Genomic DNA, 22160 nt, shown 5'->3' on the forward strand with positions numbered 1-22160 from the left:
CGACGACCGTTCCGCGCGCCTGCTTCAACCCCTGAACTAGCTCTGGGAGAGCGCCGTGATCGTCAGCTTTCCGCCCTCGGTGGAGGAGGAGTTGGCGTCCGACTGCTGATAGTCCCCGGCCTGGAATCGCAGGGTCATGCCGTCGAAGCCCGAGCCGAGAGCGATCGTGGTGCTCTTGGTCGAGCCTCCGTAGGTGGTCGAGACGTGCATGCTCGAACCGGTCTCGCTGATCGTGTAGGAGAACGACTTGTTCAGCGGCACGCCGGTGACCAGCGTCGCGACCTTCTGGCTGCCGGTGCTGGGGGTCGGGCGCACCCACACGTCGAGGCTGCCCGAGTTGTAGTGCAGCAACAGCAGCGGGATCGACGAGGACGAGCCGCCGCCGTGGATCTGGCCGACGATGATGTCGTTCGCCGGAGGCAACTTCTGGATCGACAGCGTCGCCGTGAGGGTGTGGGTGCTCGAACTGTCGCCCGCGAACGAGCTGGTGCTGACGAGTTCGGTGCGCGGGTGGGCCGAGTTGGGGGTGGTCGCCCCCTTGGTCGGCGCCCAGAAGACGAGCGACCCGTCAGAGGCGCGGGTGAGCCAGGGTGACTTGATCGCCGCGGGGGAGAGCTGTTCGGCGCTGCCGCACTGACAGCCGGAGGAGTCGACCGGCAGCGTCAGGTTCCAGCCGGAGATCGAGACCGTGGCCTTGGGGGTGACCGAGGGCGCGGCGGAGGCGGGCAGCATCGTGCCGTCGATCAGCAGCATGCCCAGGGTGCCGGTCAGGACCGTGACGAGGGCGCCGACGACGAGTCTGCGGCGGTGTGGGTTGGTTTGTGCGGGTATCATCAAATCCTCGTGTTCTTATATGTGAACGCTGTTCTTCGATCTGATTGCGAGGACGGTAACGCCAGTCCGCCACCCGCGCAAGGGTCGCCGAACCGGGACATCACCCGTTCGGACACCGCTCGGATACCCCGGCGCCGACCGCGGCGCGGCGATGCTAGGTCTCAACCAACATCTATGAGAGGCCTTTCATGAAGGTATCGGCATATCTGGTGGCGCCCGCGCTGGCGCTGTCCGGCCTCGCCTTGGCAGCGGCCCCGGCGAGTGCGCACACCATGTCCACGTCCGCGCATACGTGTTCGGGTACGGGGTCGGCGCCCGGTGTGCTGGCGGGCACGTACTGGGGCGACGTCGTGATCAAGGGGTTCTGCCAGGTGAACGGCGGCGCCGCCGTGGTGAACGGGAACCTCACCCTTGCTCCCAACTCGGCGCTCAACGCCACGTTCGCGCTGAACGACGTCGCCCACAGCGGCACGTCGAGCCTGCTGGTCCGCGGGAATCTTCGGGTGCAGAAGGGTGCGGTGCTCGCGATGGGCTGCCTGCCCGTCCACTCGCCGTGCTCCGACGACCCGAAGGCGGCGACCGGCGGCACCCTCACCGGCGTCAACGAGGTGGACGGGAGCCTCGCCGGCTCGGACGCGCTGGCCGTCATCGTGCACGCGAGCAAGATCTACGGCAGCGTCGACCAGAACGGCGGGGGCGGCGGACCGGCCACGATGACCTGCAAGGTGCCGACCTCAGGGGTCTTCGCCGCGCTGCAGTCCCCGGTGTTCAGCGACTATGAGGACAATGCCATCGCCGGGAAGCTCACCGTGACCGGGCTGCGGACCTGCTGGTTCGGGGCGCTGCGCGACAACGTCGGCGGCAGCGTGCGCGTCGAGGGCGACAAGTTCGGCGACCCGGACGCAGACGAGGTCGACTCGAACGTCATCAGCGGATCCATGAGCTGCTTCGGGAACACCCCCGCCGTGCAGTTCGGCGACGCGGTCGGCGGCACTCCGAATAAGGTGCAGGGCAATGCGAGCGGCCAGTGCGCCTTCACCGTGCGGCTGCACAACCCCGTGCCGAGCGGTCCGCTGACGCCGATCTCCGTGCGGGGCTGAGCCGCGCGGCATGACCTCGTAGACCCGGGTCACGCGAGTGAGAACTCGGGCGACCCGGCATCAGCGGATCAGCGTGTCTCACGCTCGAGGATCTTGCCGAAGAGGCCGGGGAGATGGCGCTTGAGCAGGATCGTCGCCTTGGCCGTGGTACCGGGGAAGACGTAGAGGCCGCCGCGTCCGAGCGAGCGCTCCACCGCGTCGACGACGACATCGACCGACATCCCCGAGCGGTGCGCGGTCGCGGCGGGGTCCTCGGCCGAGATGCGCCGGAACTGCGGTGTGTCCACCTGGCTCGGGCACACGCAGCGGATGGTCACGCCGCTGCCCCGGCACTCCTGTTCGAGTACGTCCGCGAACGCGTTGACCGCCGCCTTGGACGACGCGTAGGCGGAGAGCTTGCGCGCCGGGACCCATCCGCCGAGCGACGAGTACAGCACGACCTCGCCGCGACCGCGTTCGATCATTCCGGGGACGACCGCCCGCGCGATGTTCACCGTGCCGAGGAAGTTGATCCGCCAGATCGCGTCGAACTCCTCCCGCGGCTGCGCCAGCGCTGGGCCGAGCCGCGAAACGGCCGCGGAGTGCACGAGCCGGTCGACCGGCCCCACTGCCTTGGCCAGCCGTGCCACCGCGTCCGCGTCCTGGACGTCGCAGTGCTCGACCCTGATGCGCGGCTCACGCTCGCGCAGGGATTCCAGCGCCCCGTCGTCCACGTCGGCGGCCACGACGGTCCAGCCGTCCGCGGCCAGGCGCAGCGCGCTCGCCTCGCCGATCCCGCTGCCCGCGCCGGTGACGAGCGCGGTCCCTCCCGTGAGTCTGCTGCTTCGCGACATGCGCCGGAGTATAGGCAAACCGCGCCGCCGGGGGCATGTCGCGAAGCGATCCAGGACTCAGTGCTCAGGACTCAGTGCTCAGGACCCAGTGCTTCAAGACGACGGGACGGTGTCCGTGAAGCTGGTTCCGGCCTGCTGGTAGGCGGCCACGTTCGCGGTGACCTGACTGGGGGTCAGGGCCTGGCTGTTCGCGTAGTACACCCAGCCGACCTGCTCGTTCCAGGTGCGCGGGGTGGAACTGCTGGCGAGGTACCCGCTGATGAACCACTCGTTGAAGTCGAGGGTCATGGCCTCGCGCGGGTAGTACTTGCCGGTGCTGGAGAAGACCTGCTTGCCGTCGATGTAGTAGGTGACCGTACCGTTCAGCACGGTCTCCACGAGGGTGTGCCAGCCCTGCAGGCTGCCCTGGGTGTCGTTGGTGACGCGGTCCAGCGCGTCGGCGCTGTACCAGGTGGTGGTGTACATCGAGACCGCCGGGCCGCCCCAACCGCCGTTGGGCAGGTATTCGAAGTCGTCCTCGCTGTACAGGCTGTTGTCCGGGCTGATCGAGTAGAAGGTCTCGTTGACGTCATCGCCGTTCGGGCCGGTGCTCGGCGCGTCGTTGAAGTACACGCGCGCGGCGTAGGTGCCCTGGAAGAACTTCTGGGAGGTGGTGTCGAGCTCGGACTGGATCGTGTTCGCGGCCGTGCCGTCGGTGCTGGCGGCCAGGTTCATCACGTGGGTGCCGCCGGCCGCGGTGGAGGCGGGGAACGTGATCGCGTTGGCCGACCAGGTCGCGCCGCTCACGCCCGGGCCGCCCGCGGCCGTGCGCACGGTCCAGTCGTGTGCGGCGAGGTTCGGGTCGCTCGAGCCCGAGTAGTTGAAGTCGTCGAACAGCACGCCGGACGAGCCGGTGCTTCCGCCGGTCGGGCTCGCCGATGCCGATGCCGACGCGGACGCGGACGCGCTGGCGGTGGTCCCGTTCGGCTCAGTGCCGGACACGAGAGCGCCGTTCTCGTACGCGGTGACGTGATCCCACGCGGTGTACGAGGTGTCCGCGCCGTTGAACGAGTAGTCGTTGGCCTGGTTGATGTTCTGCCAGTCCGCGCGCCACATCCGCAGCTGCATGTCGCCGCTGTTCGCGCCCGCGGCGAGCGAGCCGGCTCCGGCGGCGAAGCTGACCTGCAGGTAGTGGTCCGCGTTCGAGGTCGGATTCGGCAGCGCGTGCACGGTGCCGGTCAGGTTCGCGCATCCGGCGACGGCCCAGGCGCAACCGAAGTCGTACGTCTCGTTCGAGGGGTCGGAGAAGTAGTAGTCGATGGTGATCTCGCTGTACGGGATCGCCGCCGCGGTGTTGTCGACGAGCTCGAACCAGGGATCGACCTCGTCGTTCACGGCGGAGGTGCTCGTCTTGTAGAGCACGGTGACGGACGGGGTGTCCGCCTGTGCGGACCACATGGTGGGAATCAGCGCGGCCGCGGTGAGTGCGATGGCCGCGCCGACCGCCACCAGGGTCCTTCTGCCTGGCGTCTGACGCATGCGGGTTTCACTCTCTAGGAGGGTGAAAAGTTGACCACAGGTAAGTTCCTGGTCCAGTTTCCGCAGAGCATGCGGCGGTGTCAGCGACGTGTCAAGCCTTCTTTGCCGAATGGTCCGGACCATTCGTCGACTCTTGACTTGACCAAAGGTCAGGTGTCATCCTCCCCGGCAGACGGCGGCCGCCCGCGCAACGGGCGTTCGGGCGGCGCTCCGCATCCCATCAGGAGGATCCCGTGCACCAGCGCTCCCTCTTGCACAGCTCGTCCCATCGCGGCCGCGGCCGCAGCCGCAGCCGCAACAGCGGCCGACGGCTCGCGCTCGGCGCCGGCTTGCTCGCGCTGGGTCTCGGTGCGGCGGCCTGCGGCGCTTCCACCGCCCCGGCCGCCGCGTCCGGCGCGGCGAAGTCCGGCGGCACCCTGACCGTCTGGTACATGGACGGCGACCTGAGCGCGCGGGACCAAGCGGCCATCGACGCGGCGTTCACCAAGGCGACCGGCGCCAAGGTCAACGTCCAGATTCAGGAATGGTCGAATACCAATACCAAACTGAGCACCGCGCTCGCGCAGAACGACCCGCCTGACGTGCTCGAGATCGGCAACACCGACGTCCCGCTGTTCGCCGCGACCGGCGCGCTCGCCGATCTGACCGCGGATCAGACCGCACTCGAGCAGGGCCAGAGCTGGCTGCCGGGTCTCGCCGGTCCGGCCACCGTCTCGGGCCACCTGTACGCCGCGCCGCTGTTCGCCGGCAACCGGGCCGTGATCTACAACAAGAAGCTGTGGTCGGCGGCCGGGATCGGCACCGTGCCCACCAGCTACGCCGAACTCACCGCGGACCTCGACAAGATCAAGGCGGCGAACCCGGCGCCCGACTTCAGCGCGTTCTACTTCCCCGGCGAGTACTGGTACGGCGCGCTCCAGTTCGTCTGGGACGCGGGCGGACAGTTGGCCACCGACACCGGCGGCACCTGGTCGGGCTCGCTGTTCCTGGCCGCCGCCCAGCAGGGCCTGAGCACCTGGAAGACGTTCCAGAACACGTACTCGACCCCCGCCTCCAGGGACGTCGACACGAAGAGCCCGGACCAGGCGGCGCTGTTCGCCCAGGGCAAGGCGGCGACGATCCTCGACTCCAGCGTCAACACGGTGCTCAAGGACAACCCGTCGCTGCTGGGCGAGATCGGCACGTTCCCGTTCCCCGGCCGGAATCCGGGCAGCGCGCAGCCGGTCTTCCTCGGCGGATCCGATCTCGCGATCGCCGCGAAGAGCGCGAACCAGTCGCTCGCCCTCGCGTACCTCAAGGTGGTCACCAGCGCCGCGGTGCGGAAGGCGGACATCGTCGGCATCGACGGCTGGACGCCGGTGTCCACCCAGCTGATCACGCAGACCGCTGATTCGCTCTCCGACACCTCGAAGGCCTTCGCGCAGGCGGCCGTGCGCAGCGTCGCCACCCCGGCCACACCCGGCTGGGCGACGATCGAGTCCGACTCGTCGATCAACCAGTTCTTCGCCTCGATCGCCACCGGCGGGCAGAGCCCGCGGCAGGCCGCGACCTCCTTCGACAAGCGCCTCGACCAGGCGCTCAACGCGGCTCAGTGAGCGGCGGGCCGCGCGACTACCCGGACTTCCGCGACCGGCTCGCCGCGCACGCGCCGCAGCTCGTCCGCCTCGGGGCGCTCAGCGCCCGGCGAGCCGCCGACCCCTCCGACGTCTGGTCGAAAACGTGGGACCGGCCTGCGAAAATCGAGGTGTGAACTCTGTGCAGCCGAGCCGTCCCCGCGTGGTCGCCACCGCCAAGCGCGACAGCGTCCGTACGTACCTGCTCGACCTGATCGAGCAGGCCGGGCCGGGTACCGCGCTGCCCCCCGAGCGGGACCTCGCGCTCACGCTCGGCGTCTCCCGGCCCACCGTGCGCGCCGCGATCGAGGACCTGACCAGGATCGGGCTGCTGGTGCGCCAGCAGGGGCGCGGCACCTTCACCAGCCCGCGCAAGATCACCCAGGAGCTCACCGGCGGCGGCGCGGCCGCCTTCGGCGTCCCGCCGGCCGAGGGCGACTGGACCAGCAAGGTGCTTACCTTCCGCGTCACGCCCGCCGGTGCTCCGCGTGCCACCCGCCTGAAGCTCTCGCCCGCCGATCCCGTCCTGCGCGTCGTACGGCTGCGCCTCGTCGACAAGGACCCCATGGCGATCGAGCGCATCGACCTCCCGGCGCAGCTCGTCCCCGACCTCGAGCCCCGCGACATGGAGACCGGCAACTTCTACAGGCTGCTGCGCGAACGCTACGACGTCGTCGTCAGCGACGCCGTCCAGAGCATCGAACCGACCGTCACCAACCCCGACCAGGCCGATCTGCTCGACGTCCCCGTCTACGCCCCGGTGCTGCTGATCGAGCGCACCACCCGCGACGCCTCCGGCCGCATCGTCGAGTTCGCCCGCTCCATCTACCGTGGCGACCGCTACCGGATCATCTCCAAGCTCAGCTTCGACAGCGAATCAGGTTGACATTCCGGCTGATCTCGCGCCGTCGAGCGCCTTGGTCCACACGGACTTGCGCAGCAGACGCAGCCCATTGAGACCGACGATCACGGTCGAGCCTTCGTGCCCGAGCACACCGAGCGGGAGCGGCAGGTGACCGAGCAGGTCCCAGCCGACCAGGCTGAGGATGATGACGGAGGCGATCACCAGGTTCGCCGTCACCACGGTGCGGGCGCGGCGCGAGAGGGTGATCACCGCGGGGACGGTGGCGAGGTCGTCGCGCATGATCACGGCGTCGGCGGTGTCGAGGGCGAGATCGGACCCGGCGCGGCCCATCGCCACGCCGGTGTGCGCGGCGGCCAGGGCCGGCGCGTCATTCACGCCGTCGCCGACCAGCAGCACGCGCTGGCCGTCCGCTTCCAGGGCACGTACGGCCTGGACCTTGTCCTCGGGCAGCAGACCGGCGCGTACGTCGGTGATTCCGGCCTGGGCGGCCAGCAGGTCGGCGGCACGCTGATTGTCGCCGGTGAGCAGCAGCGGTGCGCTGCCGGTGACGGAGGTGATGTGCGTGACGGCGTTGGCGGCGGCCGGGCGGATGCGGTCGGCGATGCCGAGCACCGCGACCGGGACGCGGTTGACGAGCATGATCGCGGCGGTATGGCCGGTGCCCTCAAGCTCCGCCACCGCCCCGGCGACCGCCGCGGGCGCCTGAACCTGACCGTCCAACAGCCGCGCCGGGCTGCCGATCTCGATCAGGCGTCCCTGGATCAGAGCACGCACTCCCTGGCCGGGGATCGCGGCGAACTCGTCCGCGTGGGCGAGGTCCTGTCCGGCGTCGCGGGCCGCGCTGACGACGGCGCGCGCGAGCGGGTGTTCGGAGGGGTTCTCGGCGGAAGCGGCGAGGTGGAGCACCTGCTTCTCGGTCAAGTCCGTGCCGGGCAGCAGGCTGATCCGGGCCAGCCGCGGGGTGCCCTCGGTGAGCGTGCCGGTCTTGTCGAACGCGACACGGGTGGTGGAGCCGAGCTGCTCCATCACGATCGCGGACTTGACCAGGACGCCGTGGCGCCCCGCATTGGCCATGGAGGCGAGCAGCGGGGGCATGGTCGCGAGCACGACGGCGCAGGGCGATGCGACGATCATGAACGTCATCGCGCGCAGCAGCGTGGGCTGGAACGCGGCACCGGCGAGCAGCGGGACGGCGAACAGCAGCAGCGTGGCCGTGACCATGCCGATCGAGTAGCGCTGTTCGACCTTTTCGATGAACAGCTGAGTCTTGGCCTTAGTCTCGGACGCCTCCTCGACCATGGCGACGATCCGCGCGACCACGCTCTGCGAAGCCTCGCGGTCCACGCGCACGCGCAGCGCTCCGGTGCCGTTGAGCGTTCCGGCGAACACCTCGTCACCCGCCGCCTTGGCGACCGGCAGCGGCTCGCCGGTGATCGTGGCCTGATCCACGTCGCTCGCGCCGGAGAGCACCTGGCCGTCGGCGGCGACGCGCTCGCCGGGACGCACCAGGATCACGTCGCCGACCTTCAGGGCGACCGCGTCCACCGCCTCCTCGCCCGCGTCGCTCAGCCGCACGGCGCGTTCCGGGGCGAGATCGAGCAGCCCGCGCACCGCCTGGGCGGTGCGGTGGGTGGCCACGGCCTCCAAGGCGCCGGAGGTGGCGAAGATGACGATCAGCAGACCGCCGTCGAGGACCTGGCCGACGGCGGCCGCGCCGATCGCGGCGAGGACCATCAGCAGATCCACGTCGAGCGTCTTCTCGCGCAGCGCGGTCAGCCCGGCGAGACCCGGCTCCCAGCCGCCGGCGGCATAGCAGGCGAGGAAGAACGTCCAGGGCAGCCACGCGGGGGAGTGCGCGAAGTGGGTGACCAGGCCGACCAGGAACAACGTGGTGGCCAGCGACGCCCAGCGCACCTCGGGCAGCGACCAGACGCCCGACCGCATGCCCTGGCGACGCGCGCTGCCGGGTTCGGCTGCGGTCCCCGCCGCGGCAGTCCGATCCCGGAGGTCGGTTGCGTCGTCGCGCATTTCGGCGATCACGTCGGTCGGCATGCCGCCACTATACCGGATTGCATGAAGACTTCTTCATGCGAACACTGCTGATACTCTGCTCGCATGGGCCACTACGCATCCGAACAGGACGAACAGCGGGCCGAAGACGTGCCGCACGCCGTGCTGGACGCCGCCAGGGCCGCGGCCGTGGCCGAGACGCTCCAGGCCCTGGCCACCCCCAGCCGCCTGCTGATCCTCACCCGGCTGCGCCGCGGCGCCTGCGCGGTCACCCAGCTCGCCGCGGACATCGGGATGGAGCAGTCCGCCGTCTCCCACCAGCTGCGCCTGCTGCGTCATCTGGGCATGGTCTCCGGCACGAAGCAGGGCAAGAGCACGATCTACGCGCTCTACGACAACCACGTCGCCCAACTGCTCGACCAGGCCGTCTACCACAGCGAGCACCTGCGCCTGGGCATCCGCGACCAGGTCCCCGGCTCAGCCCTCACCTGAGCCCTGACCCGGGCCGCTACGCCGTGCGCGTGGGCACCTGCTGGCGCATGGCCTGGCCGCCGCCGAGGGCGTTGCGCTTCTTGGGCATGTGCAGCGAGGTCATCCTGCGCCAGCCGCCGAGACGCTCGTACGCGTACACGCCGTGGATGCCCGCGGCCAGGACCGCCGCCTTGGGCCTGGACCAGCCGAGGATGCGGCCCATGTGGGCCATCACGGCGAGACTGACGTCGCGGTAGACCTTGATCTCGGCGTGCGCGGTGCGGCGCAGGATCTGGTCGATCTCCTCGCGGCGTCCGTCCTTCGCGAGCCTCAGCAGCTCCTCGTGGCAGTACGCGAGGTGGTTGTCCTCGTCGGCACTGATCTGACGGACCGCCTTGCCGACGTGCGAGTCGTGCTCGAAGACCCGGCGCAGCAGCCTCATCTGCTCGGATGCGCGCTGCTCGGTGACGCGGCTGTGCGCCAGGTAGACCGTGATGTCATGCTCGCTCAGCGGCTTGTCCTCGCGCAGCCTCGTGTGCGCCAGGCCGATGCCCTGGTTCTCGAGCAGCGCCGTGTAGTCGGTCTCCGGCGGCACCTCGACCGGTTCGAGAGCGCGGTTGCGCATCAGGCCGCGGAAGATGCGGCCGTGCTTGTCCTCGTCGGCGCCGTGCCGGGCGATCTTCGGGGCGAGCACCGGGTCGGCGACCAGCCGGGAGATGCGGCCGTTCTCCCAGCCGCCCTGGCTCTCGCCGCTCATGGCGATGCTGCAGAACAGCCGGAACGCCTCGTCGTTCTGATGGATCTCCTGGAAGAGACCGCGAGCGGAAAGCATCGTGCGGACCCGCCTCCTCGCCTTCTCGGTACTACCCCAACCGAGTAGAAGCCGGGGTCCGGCGGGCCGCAACCCCAGAGTATCCATGCGGGGGAACGGCGCCCCTGGTGTAGCGCGCTACACCATCGATCGGGGAGCGCGGTCCCTCGTGGCCGCACCCGCGGGCCGAGAGGGCTGATCTCAGAAGCGAATCTTGCGAACTGGAGACCTCTCATGGCCGCCCTCCTGGCCTTCATCGGCCGCACGGCGTTCCGACGGCGCTGGTACCTCCTCGCGATGTGGATCGGCATCCTCGTCGCACTGGGGATCGCCGCGGCCGAAGCGCCCGCGGCGCCGAGCGACGGCTTCACGATGCCCGGCACCGAGTCTCAGCAGGCTGCCACGGTCGCCGGCGAGCACTTCGCCGGCGGCTCGGGCGGGGCGAGCGCCCAACTGGTGTTCGTCGATCGGGCCGGGCACGTCACGTCCGCCGCCGACAAGTCCGCGATCGAGAAGGCCGTGTCCGCGGCGGCCGCCGGGCCGCAGGTAGCGAGCGTGGCCGTCTTTTCCAGACGGGCGCGGTGAGCAAGGACGGCTCGACCGCGTACGCGACCGTGACGTATAAGGTCCCTGCGACCAGCCTGACCGACGCGGCGAAGACGGCGCTGCGGAACGCCGCCGCCGACGCCCGTTCGGCGCGGCGACTCCCGCCGCGGGCGGCGCGACCGAGGGCATCGGCATCGCGGCCGCGTTCCTGGTGCTGCTGCTGACCTTCGGCTCGCTCGCCGCCGCCGGAGTCCCGCTGATCACGGCGATCGTCGGCGTCGGCGTGAGCATGACCGCGATCACGGCGCTCGGCCACGCGCTGGGCCTGTCCGGGATGACCGGTACCCTGGCCGCGATGCTCGGCTTGGCCGTCGGCATCGACTACGCGGTCTTCATCGTCTCGCGCTACCGGGAGGAACGCGCGAACGGCGTCGAGGCGGGCGAAGCCGCCGGTCTCGCGGTGGGTACGGCCGGAAGCGCCGTGGTGTTCGCCGGTCTGACGGTCGTGATCGGACTGGCCGGATTGTTCGTCGTCGGCGTGCCGATGCTGACGAAGATGGGTCTGGCCGCGGCCGGAGCGGCGCTGGTGACCGTCGATCTGGTGAACGCGATCCGTGCCGAGCGCACCGACCTGCAGAACGGCACCGGCGCGACGTACATGGTCACCGGCGCCACGGCCAGCGACATCGACTCGGCAGCCAAGGTGCAGCACGCGCTGATCCCCTGCTTCGCGGTGGTGCTGACCCTGGCGATCCTGCTGCTGCTGATCGTCTTCCGCTCCACGCTGATCCCGTTCAAGGCCGCGGCCGGATTCCTGCTCTCGGTGCTCGCCGCGATCGGCGCCGTCGTCGCGGTCTTCCAGTGGGGCTGGCTCGCGGCGCTGATCGGCGTGCACCAGACCGGGCCCATCATGACCCTGATGCCGATCTTCATGGTCGGGATCATCTTCGGGCTCGCGATGGACTACGAGGTCTTCCTCGTCTCCAGGATGCGTGAGGCCCACACGCACGGAGCCGACGCCCGCACGGCGATAACCGAGGGCTTCCGCAGCAGCTCACGGGTGGTGACCGCAGCGGCGCTGATCATGACCGCAGTGTTCTCCGGCTTCATCGGCGCCGACAACTCCCTGATCAAGATGATCGGCTTCGGCCTCGCGATCGCGGTCCTGTTCGACGCCTTCATCGTCCGGATGACGCTGGTCCCGGCGGTTCTCGCGATGCTCGGCGAGCGCGCCTGGCGGCTGCCCAGACCGCTCGCCTGGATCCTGCCGCGGGTGGACATCGAGGGCCGGTCCCTCGACGCTCGCCGCGAGCGGGCGCTGCACGCGGCCGAACTCCGCGCGGAGGTGGAAGAAACAATCACAATATAAAGAGATCTTTCAGGCTATTCGACTAGCGTCGTAGCGAAGGGAGTCCCATGATCGGCACATTCCTCCGCTACGGCGCTGGTTCGCTCGTCGCGATGGCCAGCAGTGAGCTCGTCCTGGTAGTCGCCTACAACTTCGGCGCCGGGCCGCAGTGGGCGGCCATCCTCGCATGGGCGGCCGGAGCGGTACCGAACTACGTGCTGAACCGGCGCTGGGCATGGCGCGCCGACGACGCGGGCGCACGTGGTGGGAAGGTCCGTGAGCTGGTGCTCTACTGGATGATCACGCTGGGTACCGCAGTGCTCGCGGTCATCGCGACGACCGTCACCGACGCGTGGATCAAGGGGACGGTGACAAGCCGCGGCGAGCAGTCGGTGCTCCTCGCCGCGGCGTACCTCGGCTCTTACGGCATAGTGTTCGTGGCCAAGTTCGTGCTGTTCGACCGCCTGGTCTTCTCCGACCGCCGCTCACGCCACCAGGTGCCGAGTACGACGCGGGCGTAGCGGGAGCCGTAGACCAGCGCGTTGCCCTTCTTCGTTCGGCCCGCGTCGCGCCGCGCGATCGTCATCGGCACCTCGTGGACCCGGTAGCCCTGCGCCAGAACGCCGATCAGCAACTCCGATGACTGATACTGCGGCTGCCGGAGCGTCACCGAGACCGGTACCTGCGCCCGCATCGCACGCAGCCCGAACGACGTGTCGGTCACCCGCTCCTTCATCAGAACGCTGACGAGCGCGGCGAAGAAGCGGCAGCCCGCCAACCGGACGCGGTTGCCGCTCTCGTCACGGCCGAGGATGCGCGATCCGGTCGTGAAATCGGCCTCGTCGTTCATGATCGGCGCGAGCAGCCGAGGCAGCTCGGCGGTGTCGTACTGCCCGTCCGCGTCGGTCGTGACGACGTATCGGGCGCCCGCCTCGTGAGCGAGGTGATATCCGAGCCGCAGCGCCGCGCCCTGGCCGCGGTTCGTCGGAGCGACGCAGGTGTACGCGCCGTGGGCCAGGGCTTCCTGCGCGGTGGCGTCGGTTGCCCCGTCTACGACGACGAGCGGGTCGACGTGCATGCCGTGGCATTCCGCGGGCAGTTTGTCGAGCACCGCGCCGATCGACTCCGCCTCGTTGTACGCGGCGATCAGCACGACGACCGGTCCGAGCGCGAGATCCCCGCCGTGTCGTGCGTGGAATTCCTCGGTCGCGTCGGTGTCGACAGTGTCGGGGTAACTCTCGAGGAGCGGCTTGTTCTTGATCATCGCAAAAGCACCTCCCATGGGTAGGAAGACGAGGGCGGGTAGCTGGTACCGCCAGGAGAATTCGAAGAAGTCCGCGCCCAGCAGCAGCGCGAGCCCGGTGCCGGTCCACAGCACGATCTGCGCCCGCGCTGGGGAACGCCGCCTGACAAGACCGATGAGTCCCGCGAGCAGCGCGGCGCCGAAGAACCAGCCTGGCGTGTAGCCGCCGTCGAGCTGGTAGGCCCGGAGTCCCTGGGCGATGCCGACGTCCAGGTGCCCGTTTCCGGAGTCTCCGGCCTCCTGCAGGAGATTCGCGTATCCATTCGGCGTCTGAGTCCACGTCTGGAACGTGGTCTGGAACTGCCAGCGCGAGATGTCCGTGCCGCCGCTCACCGTGGCGCGCGGCGAGATGAACAGCTGCACGAAGTCCCCACCGACCGCCTCCGCGACCGCTAGCGGCTGGTGTTCGAGCACCCAGTCGTCGAATGCGTTCACCTGCGCTGTGCTGGCCTTCACGACCGGGGAGCTGGGGTCGTGCGCGTAGTGGTCAGGTCCCTGCGACTTGCGATAGGCCACCGATCCGGACGGGCACAGTGAACGCAGATCACTCGGCACCTGCGAGCAGTCGGCCACCGTCGCGAGCCTGCCGTAGAGCAGATTCTGGGAGCTCTGGACCGAGCCTCCGGTGTCGAAAGACGCGTAGACGGCGTTGCCCAGCAAGGGAACCGCGAACAGCGCGGTAAGCAGCGCGCACGTCGCCAGCCTGCGCCGCCACGTAGGTCCCGCGACGATCAAGACATAGATGGCCGCGGGCACGATCGCGACCTCGCCGACCGTCCGCACGACGCTCGCGCAGCCGAGGAGCAGGCCGGCGCTCACGATCGCCTTCCACGAAGGACGCCTGTTCCACGCCAGGATCGTCACGGCGAACGTGACCATGGCCAGGAACAGACTGTCCGAGAGGATGGTCTGTTCGATCTGCCATTCGTAGGCGTCGAGCAGCACCGGGACGGCCGCGAGGGCGCCGAGCCAGCGCGGCGCCCCCTTGCGCAGCAGCAGCGCGTAGATGCAGGCCGCCATGGCGAGGCCGGCCGCGTGCTGTAGCGCGACGACCAGGCCGAGATGCCCGATGTCCAGCAGCACTCGGAGAATGAGCGAGTAGCCGATCGGATCCTGCGCGGTCGCGCTCAGTGTGAATCTGTTGGTCAGGTAGCTCGAGGAGTCGATGTAGAACAGGGCCGGCCAGTACGCCGCCATCGTCAGAACCCTGCCGGCCAGCCCGAGCACCAGGACGATCGTGAACATCCAGTGCGTGCGGGCGAGCCCCGGCAGTGTCCGAAGCCGAGCGCGAGCGCGGCGTACCGGCCGAGCGATCACGCGCGTGCTCGGGTCCGCTGGAAATCCGCCCAGACCTCGCGCAGGCCGTCCTCCAGTCCGACCGCCGGCTCGTAGCCGAGCGCGGCGGCCCGGCCGATGTCCACGCGCACGGCCGGCATCTCGCCCTGTTTGGCCGCGACGTGCCGCGCCGGGATCTCGATGCCGGTGGCCGTGCGCGCGGCCTCGAGGAGTTCGAGCACGCTGACGGAGTGGCCGCTGCCGATCACCAGCGGTCCGGTCACGTCCTGCTGCCAGGCGACGACCAGGCCCTGCACGACGTCGAGGACGTTGACCAGGTCACGCCGCTGTTCACCGGTGCCGTATATCTCGACCTTGCCGCCATCGCGCGCGGCGCGCATCATCCGCGGGACGAAGCTGTCCTTGGCTGCCATGCCGGTGCCGTACACGTTCGTCAGCCGCGGCGCGCAGGTGATCATGCCGTACGAGCCCTGATACGCGGAGAGCAGCATCTCGCACGCCGCCTTGGACCCGCCGTACGGCGTCAGCGGGCGCGGCGCGCACCGCTCGTCGATCACGGACTCGCCGGCGTCGCCGACGACCGCGTTGGTCGAGGCGAGCATGAAGCGCGGGACGCCGCGCACCCGCGCGAGCTCCAGCAACCCGGCCGTCGCGGTGACGTTCAGGTCGTGCACGCCCGCCGGGTCGTTCACCGAGGCCAGCACGGAGGTCGCCGCCGCGAGGTGGATGATCCCGTCCAGGTCCTCGGTGACGATCCGCTCGCGGAAGCCCGGGTCGCACAGATCGCCCAGCAGCACCCGGCCGCCGTCCGGGACCGGGGCCGGCCTGCGGTCCGCGACCAGCACGGTCGCGCCCGCCTGCGCCAGCGCCCGCACCACGTGCCCGCCGATGAAGCCCGCGCCGCCGGTGACCAGGATCCGGCTCCCGGCGAGCCGGGAGCCCGGCGCCGGGCCCGTCATGCGGCGTCCGCGGTCTGCGGCAGCGCGCCGCGCCACCGGACGCCGGGCAGCAGCGCGTCCGCATCGACCCGGCCGCGATGCGCGGCGACCAGCGGGAACAGCGACTCGATCAGGGTGTTGGACAGCAGGTGCGGCGCGAGCCCCAGCTGCGGCAGGCCGGAGTGCACCACGTGGTAGTAGTGCTCCTCCTGCTCGACGCGCGGGTTGTCCAGGTGGTCGACGCGCACGTCGCCGGGGTAGGCCTCGGCTACCGTCTTGGCCAGGTGGTCGATCCGGAAGGACTCGGTCATCTGGTTGAAGACCCGGAATTCGCCGGCCGCGGCCGGGTTCTCGCAGGCGAGCCGGATACACTCGACCGTGTCGCGGATCTCGATCATGCCGCGGGTCTGCCCGCCGCCGCCGTACACGGTCAGCGGCCGGCCCAGCACGGCCTGGATCACGAAACGGTTGAGCACGGTGCCGAAGACCGCGTCGTAGTCGAAGCGGGTCGCCAGCCGCGGATCCGCGGCCGTCTGCTCGGTGCGGTGGCCGTAGACGATGCCCTGGTTCAGGTCCGTGGCGCGCAGGCCCCAGACCCGGCAGGCGAACTCGATGTTGTGGCTGTCGTGCACCTTGGACAGGTGGTAGAACGAGCCCGGCTTCTTCGGGTAGAGCATCCGGTCGGTGCGCCCGTTGTGGGTGACCTCCAGCCAGCCCTCCTCGATGTCGATGTTCGGCGTGCCGTACTCGCCCATCGTGCCCAGCTTGACCAGGTGGATCCCCGGATCGGTCTCGGCGATCGCGTAGAGCAGGTTCAGCGTGCCGACCACGTTGTTCGACTGGGTGTAGACCGCGTGCTCCTGGTCGATCATCGAGTACGGCGCGGCCCGCTGCTCGGCGAAGTGCACGATCGCGTCGGGGCGGAAGCCGCGCACCGCGCCGGTGGTGAACTCGGCGTCGGTCAGGTCGCCGACGTACGGCGTGAGCGTCCGGCCGGAGACCTCCTGCCACGCCCGGATGCGCGCGTCGAAGGACTCGATCGGCACCAGGCTCTCCACGCCCAGTTCCCGGTCGTAGCCGCGGCGGGCGAAGTTGTCCAGGACGCCGACCTCGTGCCCGGCGGCGGACAGATGGAGCGCCGTGGGCCAGCCGAGGTATCCGTCGGCGCCCAGCACCAGGATCCGCATGCGAACACACCTCATCTCTCGGTTGCCGCCGTCGGATGACGTCGACGGATCCATCACAACGCGCGCTGATGAGCGGATTCTGGGCCGTTCCTGCAAGGTTCCTGCACGTCGGGGCGCTGGCCACGGGGTCGACCACAGCGCCGACACGGCACCGACGACCGCGCCGGGCACGATCCGGGGCGCGAAATCTGCAGAGGTCTTCAGGGAAACTTCCATGGAGATTTCAGGAACGGCTCGGAGCATGGCCGACATGGACTTTCCGGAACCGCTCGCTCATCTGCTGGTCGTCGACGACGAACCGAACATCCGGGAGCTGCTCTCGGTGAGCCTGCGGTTCTCCGGGTTCGCGGTGAGCGCCGCGGCCGCCGGCCGGGAGGCGCTGGCCGCGGCCGAGTCCCAGGCTCCTGACCTGGTGATTCTGGACGTGATGCTGCCGGACATGGACGGCTTCGACGTCGCCGAACGGCTGCGCCAGTCGCGCCGCGTGCCGGTGCTGTTCCTCACCGCGAAGGACGCCGTCGAGGACAAGGTCGCGGGCCTGGCCATCGGCGACGACTACGTCACCAAGCCGTTCAGCCTCGAGGAGGTCGTCGCCCGCATCCACAACGTGCTGCGGCGCTCGCACGGCGGCGACACGCTGCCCGGGCAGTACCGCGTGGCCGACCTCGAACTCGACGACCAGGCCCACGAGGTGCGCCGCGGCGGCAAGCGGGTGGACCTCTCGCCGACCGAGTTCAAGGTGCTGCGCTACCTGATGGCGAACAGCGGCCGCGTGCAGTCCAAGGGGCAGATCCTCGACCACGTCTGGAACTACGACTTCGCCGGGCAGCAGGGCATCGTCGAGTCCTACATCTCGTTCCTCCGGCAGAAGCTCGAGGCCGAGGGGCCGCGGCTGCTGCACACCGTGCGCGGCGTCGGCTACATCCTGCGGGAACCCAGGGTCGGGGAATGAGGCTGTGGTCCCGGAAACCGGTGTGGTCCCGGAAGCCGGTGTGGTCCCGGATCCCGCTGTGGGCCCGGCTCGTGCTCGGCACCCTGGGCCTGGCCGCGGTCGGCCTGAGCGTGACCGGGGCCCTGGGCGTCGATCTGTTCCGCGAATACCTGGTCGATCAGAGCGGCCAGCAGCTGACGACCATCGCCCGGACGATCTCGAGCGCGCACTGGGACAAGCCCACCTACCAGTCTTTGAACTGCGGAAACCTGCCGAGCGACAACGCCGTGGAACTGTTGACCACCGCGCAGGGGTCGACGGCGCTCGCGGCCTGCGACGCGACTGTCAGCCAGTCCACCGCCGTGCCGCCGCTGCCTTCGAAGGAGGCCCTGCTCGCCGCGGCCGAGTCCGGGAACCCGATCACCGAGACCAGCACCATCGGCTCCACCAAGATCGAATGGCAGGTCGCGGTCGTGAACGCGCGGTACGTCGAAACGTTCGTCGCCCCGCTCCCGGCGGCTTCCGCCGATCACGACTCCGCGCTCAGTACTCCTCCGTCGAAATCGAAGGCGACGGTCGACGGCTATGTCGTCGTCGCGACCCCGCTCAGCAGCGTCGACGCCACGGTCTCCCACCTCGACGATCTCGACATCACCGTGGACGTCGCCGTGGGTCTCGCGCTGCTCGGACTCGGCTACGTGCTGGTTCGCAGGACGCTGCGACCGTTGCGGCAGATCGAGGCCGCCGCGTCCGCGATCTCGGCCGGCGATCTGACCCGGCGTATCCCGCACGGCCATCCGAAGACGGAGATCGGCCAACTGTCCCGTTCGCTCAACGGCATGCTCGGGCAGATCGAGGCCGCGTTCAGCGCGCAGGCGCGCTCCGAGGCCGAGGCACTGCGCTCGGAGGCGCACATGCGTCAGTTCGCCGCCGACGCGGGCCACGAACTGCGTACCCCGCTCGCCTCGATCAGCGGCCTGACGGAGCTCTACCGGCAGGGCGCCGTGGACGCGCGGCAGATGCCCGATCTGATGCGCCGGATCGAGGACGAGGCGACGCGGATGGGCCTGCTCGTCGAGGACCTGCTGCTGCTCGCCCGGCTCGACCAGGAGCGTCCCCTCGCGCGCGACCGGGTACACCTCGTCGCGCTGGCCGCCGACTCGATCACCGCGGCCAGGGCCAGGACGGCCGACCGCGGCATCGACCTGTTCGTCGCGCGCGGCGAGCGCGAACCCGTCGTGATCGGCGACGAGAACCGGCTGCGCCAAGCCGTGGACAACCTGCTGACCAACGCCGTGCGGCACACGCCCGAGGGCACCGCGATCACCGTTCGGGTTCGGCCGGACGAGCAGCCGGGTCGCTACGCGCTCGACGTGCTCGACACCGGCCACGGCCTGAGCGCCGCGGAGGCCGCGCGCGTCTTCGAACGCTTCTACCGCGCCGATCCGTCGCGCGCGCGGACCACCGCGCAGCAGGGCAGCGGCCTCGGCCTGGCCATCGTCGCGGCCATCGCCGAGGCCCATGGCGGCAGTGCCACCGTGTACAGCGAACCCGGCCGAGGCGCCTGCTTCACGCTGAGTCTTCCGATGGCCGTGAGCTGACCGGCAGCAGCGCGCGCACGGTGTCGATCGTGTCCGCCTCCGCCGCCGTCTTGTCCGAGCGGTAGCGCACCACGCGGGCGAACCGCAGTGCGACGCCGCCGGGATAGCGCGGGCTGACCTGAACGCCGTCGAGCGCGATCTCGACGACCAGTTCCGGGCGCAGGAACACGGTCCAGTCCGTGCGGCTGCTCTCGTACTCCGGGAACGTCGAGGTCTGCCACGCGAGCAGTTCGTCGGTGAGGCCCTTGAACGTCTTGCCCACCATCACCGGCGGTCCGCCGTCGGGGTCGCGGGCGCCGAGGTGCAGGTTGCTGAGCAGGCCGGATCGTCGTCCGTGCCCCCATTCGGCCCCCAGCACGACCAGGTCGAGCGTGTGCACCGGCTTGACCTTCTGCCAGGTCCGGCCGCGCCGCCCGGCCGCGTACGGCGCGTCCAGCTTCTTGACCATGACGCCCTCGTGTCCGGCCGCGAGCGCCTCGGCGAGGAACGTCACGGCGTCCGCCGCACTCGGCTCCACGATGCCCGGAATCACGTGCTCTCCCACAGCCTGCCGCAGGGCCTTGACCCGCTCGGCCAACGCCACGTCCAGCAGATCGTCCCCGTCCAGATGCAGGCAGTCGAAGAAGTACGGCCGCAGCAGCAGTTCCCGCTCGGAGGTGGCGCCGAAGCGGCTCATCGTCTCCTGGAACGGCCGCGGCCGTCCGTCGTCGGCCAGCGCGAGCGTCTCCCCGTCGAGGACCACCGACCGGCACGGCAAGGCCCGCACCAACTCCACGAGCTCCGGAACGCCATCGGTGATCTCCCGCAGAGTGCGGGTGAATACGTGTACCTCGTCCCCGTCGCGATGGACCTGGATCCGGGCCCCGTCGAGCTTGTACTCCACCCGCAGCCCCGGCCCCAGCTCCTCGAGCGCCGCGTCCAGCGAATCGGCCGGGGACGCCAGCATGGGCCGGACCGGCCGGCCGAGCTCCAGGCCGAACCCGTCCAGCACCCGCGCCCCGCCGAGCAGCGCGGCCGCCGCGGTGTCCGGCAGCGAGCCGGAGAACATGAACGCCCGCCGCACCCGCTCGCCCTCGGTGCCGCACGCCCGGGCGACGGCGTCGAGCATCACGCCTTCGAGCGCGCCCTGCCGCAGTTCCCCCGCCAGCAGCCGCACCAGAAAGTCCTGCTCGACCGCGGTGGCCCGCCCCATCATCGCGGCCAGCAGCGCCGCCCGCCGAGCCTGCGCCCCGACCCCGCTGGTCCCGGCCAGCTCCGTCAACGCCCCGTCGACCTCGGCGACCGTCAGGCTCGCCGCCTCCGCCGGATGCCGCTCCAGCTGCACCAGCGTGCGCCACCCCGTCCCGATCCGGCCCTGCACCGGCACGCCCGTCAAGAACCCGGTCACCGCCCGCACCGCCGCCGCGCCCCGGCCCTCGCCCCTGTCGCCATCGCTCGCCTCGGCCGCGGCGCGCAGCACCCCGGCCAGCGCTTCGACCTTCTTCAGCCGCGACCGCGTCGCGGACACGACGGCCGAGGCATCGACCACGTCGGCGAACAGCACCCTCCCATCCTGCCCCGCCCGCCGGCCGATGGCGAGTCGCGTCGTGCTCGGATGTTCAGAGGCTGCGGATGTTCAGAGGCTGCGTTCGCCGTGGCCGGTGTAGACCTGCCGGGGGCGGCCGATCTTCGTCGCCGGGTCGGCCATCATCTCGCGCCAGTGCGCGATCCAGCCCGGCAGCCGTCCGATGGCGAACAGCACGGTGGACATGCGGGTGGGGAAGCCGAGGGCGCGGTAGATGAGACCGGTGTAGAAGTCCACGTTCGGATACAGCTTGCGCTCGATGAAGTAGTCGTCGGACAGCGCGCGCTCCTCGAGCTGCTTGGCGAGGTCCAGCAGCGGGTCTCCGCCGGTCTTGGTGATCACCTCGTCGGCGATCTTCTTCACGATCGCGGCGCGCGGGTCGTAGTTCTTGTAGACGCGGTGGCCGAAGCCCATCAGGCGCACGCGCGCGGAACGGTCCTTGACCTGCTCGACGAAGGTGTCGACGTGGTCGCCGGACTCGTGGATGCGCATCAGCATGTCGAGCACCGCCGCGTTGGCGCCGCCGTGCGCCGGGCCGAACAGGGCATTGATGCCGGCCGAGATGCTGGCGAAGAGGTTCGCCTCGGCCGAGCCGACCATCCGCACGGTCGAGGTGGAGCAGTTCTGCTCGTGGTCGGCGTGCAGGATGAACAGCACGTCGAGTGCGTGCACGAACAGCGGATCGGCGTCGTAGGGCTCGGTGGGCAGACCGAAGGTCATCCGCAGGAAGTTCTCCACCAGCCCGAGCGAGTTGTCCGGGTAGAGGACCGGCTGGCCGACCGACTTCTTGTGGGCGTACGCCGCGATCGTGGGCAGCTTCGCCATCAGCCGGATCGTGGCGAGTTCGACCTGTTCGTCGTCGAAGGGGTTGAGGCTGTCCTCGTAGAAGGTGGACAGGGCCGAGACCGCGGAGGACAGCACGGACATCGGGTGCGCGTTGCGCGGGAACGCGTCGAAGAAGCGCCGCAGGTCCTCGTGCAGCAGCGTGTGCCGGGTGATCTTCCCGGAGAAGTCGGCGAGCTGCGCGGCGGTCGGCAGCTCGCCGTAGATGAGCAGATAGCTCACCTCCAGGAAGCTGCACCGCTCGGCGAGCTGGTCGATGGGGTAGCCGCGGTAGCGCAGGATCCCGGCGTCGCCGTCGATGTAGGTGATCGACGAGGTGCACGCCGCCGTGTTCACGAACCCGGTGTCCAGCGTGACCAGGCCGGTCTGGTTCAGCAGGCGGCCGAGCTCGATGCCCCCGGCGCCCTCGGTGGCGGGCCGGATCGGCAGGTCGAGGCTGCCGCCCGGATAGCGCAGTTCGACTTGGGCCTCGTCATCGGTGGGAGTGGACATGACCGAGCCTCCGTGACTGCTCTTGGCGTTTGGTTGGATCGAGCATCGAGCACTCA

The 22160-nt window shown here is 70.0% G+C and carries 19 protein-coding genes and 1 pseudogene; 10 read left to right on the top strand and 10 right to left on the bottom strand.

Going from position 1 to position 22160, the window contains the following annotated elements; genetic code table 11:
• Positions 1 to 36: 36 nt before the first annotated feature.
• Positions 37 to 834: a polysaccharide lyase family 7 protein gene (locus VG296_RS29680; protein ID WP_325571799.1), complete on the bottom strand. Its 798-nt coding sequence runs from the start codon at positions 832 to 834 to the stop codon at positions 37 to 39.
• 188 nt (positions 835 to 1022) lie between these two features.
• Here VG296_RS29680 and VG296_RS29685 point away from each other — a divergent pair, with 188 nt between their 5' ends.
• The gene (locus tag VG296_RS29685; protein WP_325571801.1) at positions 1023 to 1934 is read left to right on the top strand and encodes a hypothetical protein; all 912 of its coding nucleotides are present in this window, start codon (positions 1023 to 1025) and stop codon (positions 1932 to 1934) included.
• A gap of 68 nt (positions 1935 to 2002) precedes the next feature.
• Here VG296_RS29685 and VG296_RS29690 read toward each other — a convergent pair whose 3' ends face one another.
• Positions 2003 to 2767, bottom strand: a complete 765-nt coding sequence (locus VG296_RS29690) for an SDR family oxidoreductase (RefSeq protein ID WP_325571803.1) — start codon at positions 2765 to 2767, stop codon at positions 2003 to 2005.
• Between the two features lie 93 nt (positions 2768 to 2860).
• Positions 2861 to 4285 (bottom strand): cellulose binding domain-containing protein, encoded by a 1425-nt coding sequence (locus VG296_RS29695; protein WP_325571804.1) that lies wholly within the window; start codon positions 4283 to 4285, stop codon positions 2861 to 2863.
• 233 nt (positions 4286 to 4518) lie between these two features.
• On the opposite strand from VG296_RS29695, the gene VG296_RS29700 reads away from it, so the two are divergent.
• Genes VG296_RS29700 through VG296_RS29710 form a run of 3 tightly spaced genes read left to right on the top strand, consistent with a single transcriptional unit; the run spans position 4519 to position 6784 of the window.
• Complete coding sequence (locus VG296_RS29700) at positions 4519 to 5880, top strand: extracellular solute-binding protein (protein ID WP_325571805.1); 1362 nt, start codon at positions 4519 to 4521, stop codon at positions 5878 to 5880.
• Positions 5877 to 6035, top strand: coding sequence for a hypothetical protein (locus tag VG296_RS29705; RefSeq protein ID WP_325571806.1), 159 nt, complete (start codon positions 5877 to 5879; stop codon positions 6033 to 6035). The genes VG296_RS29700 and VG296_RS29705 overlap by 4 nt, the downstream gene beginning before the upstream one ends.
• The gene (locus VG296_RS29710; protein WP_325571807.1) at positions 6032 to 6784 is read left to right on the top strand and encodes a GntR family transcriptional regulator; all 753 of its coding nucleotides are present in this window, start codon (positions 6032 to 6034) and stop codon (positions 6782 to 6784) included. The genes VG296_RS29705 and VG296_RS29710 overlap by 4 nt, the downstream gene beginning before the upstream one ends.
• Here VG296_RS29710 and VG296_RS29715 read toward each other — a convergent pair.
• Complete coding sequence (locus tag VG296_RS29715) at positions 6776 to 8815, bottom strand: heavy metal translocating P-type ATPase (protein ID WP_325571808.1); 2040 nt, start codon at positions 8813 to 8815, stop codon at positions 6776 to 6778. The two genes, VG296_RS29710 and VG296_RS29715, sit on opposite strands and share 9 nt — an antisense overlap.
• 63 nt (positions 8816 to 8878) lie before the next feature.
• On the opposite strand from VG296_RS29715, the gene VG296_RS29720 reads away from it, so the two are divergent.
• Complete coding sequence (locus tag VG296_RS29720) at positions 8879 to 9265, top strand: metalloregulator ArsR/SmtB family transcription factor (RefSeq protein WP_325571809.1); 387 nt, start codon at positions 8879 to 8881, stop codon at positions 9263 to 9265.
• Positions 9266 to 9281: 16 nt separating this feature from the next.
• Here VG296_RS29720 and VG296_RS29725 read toward each other — a convergent pair whose 3' ends face one another.
• Positions 9282 to 10076 carry a hypothetical protein gene (locus tag VG296_RS29725; RefSeq protein ID WP_325571810.1) on the bottom strand — a complete coding sequence of 265 codons (795 nt, stop codon included), beginning with the start codon at positions 10074 to 10076 and terminating at the stop codon, positions 9282 to 9284.
• 213 nt (positions 10077 to 10289) lie between these two features.
• On the opposite strand from VG296_RS29725, the gene VG296_RS33330 reads away from it, so the two are divergent.
• The 3 genes and pseudogenes from VG296_RS33330 to VG296_RS29745 all read left to right on the top strand — a co-directional run bounded on the left by VG296_RS33330 (position 10290) and on the right by VG296_RS29745 (position 12470).
• Positions 10290 to 10640: a hypothetical protein gene (locus VG296_RS33330; protein ID WP_325571811.1), complete on the top strand. Its 351-nt coding sequence runs from the start codon at positions 10290 to 10292 to the stop codon at positions 10638 to 10640.
• A gap of 121 nt (positions 10641 to 10761) precedes the next feature.
• Positions 10762 to 11970 (top strand): annotated as a pseudogene (locus VG296_RS33080) (MMPL family transporter); the annotation flags it as partial.
• 47 nt (positions 11971 to 12017) lie between these two features.
• On the top strand, positions 12018 to 12470 hold the full coding sequence (locus tag VG296_RS29745) for a GtrA family protein (protein ID WP_325571812.1): 453 nt from the start codon (positions 12018 to 12020) through the stop codon (positions 12468 to 12470).
• Here VG296_RS29745 and VG296_RS29750 read toward each other — a convergent pair.
• The 3 genes from VG296_RS29750 to VG296_RS29760 all read right to left on the bottom strand — a co-directional run bounded on the left by VG296_RS29750 (position 12371) and on the right by VG296_RS29760 (position 16673).
• Positions 12371 to 14497 (bottom strand): glycosyltransferase family 2 protein, encoded by a 2127-nt coding sequence (locus VG296_RS29750; protein WP_325571813.1) that lies wholly within the window; start codon positions 14495 to 14497, stop codon positions 12371 to 12373. The genes VG296_RS29745 and VG296_RS29750 overlap by 100 nt on opposite strands.
• Before the next feature lie 68 nt (positions 14498 to 14565).
• Positions 14566 to 15507 carry an NAD-dependent epimerase/dehydratase family protein gene (locus tag VG296_RS29755; RefSeq protein ID WP_325571814.1) on the bottom strand — a complete coding sequence of 314 codons (942 nt, stop codon included), beginning with the start codon at positions 15505 to 15507 and terminating at the stop codon, positions 14566 to 14568.
• Positions 15504 to 16673 (bottom strand): NAD-dependent epimerase/dehydratase family protein, encoded by a 1170-nt coding sequence (locus VG296_RS29760; protein ID WP_325571815.1) that lies wholly within the window; start codon positions 16671 to 16673, stop codon positions 15504 to 15506. The genes VG296_RS29755 and VG296_RS29760 overlap by 4 nt, the downstream gene beginning before the upstream one ends.
• A gap of 250 nt (positions 16674 to 16923) precedes the next feature.
• Here VG296_RS29760 and VG296_RS29765 point away from each other — a divergent pair, with 250 nt between their 5' ends.
• A complete protein-coding gene (locus tag VG296_RS29765) occupies positions 16924 to 17625 on the top strand; it encodes a response regulator transcription factor (protein ID WP_325571816.1) in 702 nt (233 codons plus the stop codon).
• Positions 17622 to 19205, top strand: coding sequence for a HAMP domain-containing sensor histidine kinase (locus VG296_RS29770; protein WP_325571817.1), 1584 nt, complete (start codon positions 17622 to 17624; stop codon positions 19203 to 19205). The genes VG296_RS29765 and VG296_RS29770 overlap by 4 nt, the downstream gene beginning before the upstream one ends.
• Here VG296_RS29770 and VG296_RS29775 read toward each other — a convergent pair.
• Both VG296_RS29775 and VG296_RS29780 read right to left on the bottom strand, forming a co-directional pair.
• Positions 19174 to 20748 carry an ATP-dependent DNA ligase gene (locus VG296_RS29775; protein ID WP_325571818.1) on the bottom strand — a complete coding sequence of 525 codons (1575 nt, stop codon included), beginning with the start codon at positions 20746 to 20748 and terminating at the stop codon, positions 19174 to 19176. The genes VG296_RS29770 and VG296_RS29775 overlap by 32 nt on opposite strands.
• A 72-nt stretch (positions 20749 to 20820) precedes the next feature.
• Complete coding sequence (locus VG296_RS29780) at positions 20821 to 22104, bottom strand: citrate synthase (RefSeq protein ID WP_325571819.1); 1284 nt, start codon at positions 22102 to 22104, stop codon at positions 20821 to 20823.
• Positions 22105 to 22160: the final 56 nt, after the last annotated feature.

The organism is Actinospica sp. (assembly GCF_035552695.1).
Classification (GTDB): domain Bacteria; phylum Actinomycetota; class Actinomycetes; order Streptomycetales; family Catenulisporaceae; genus Actinospica.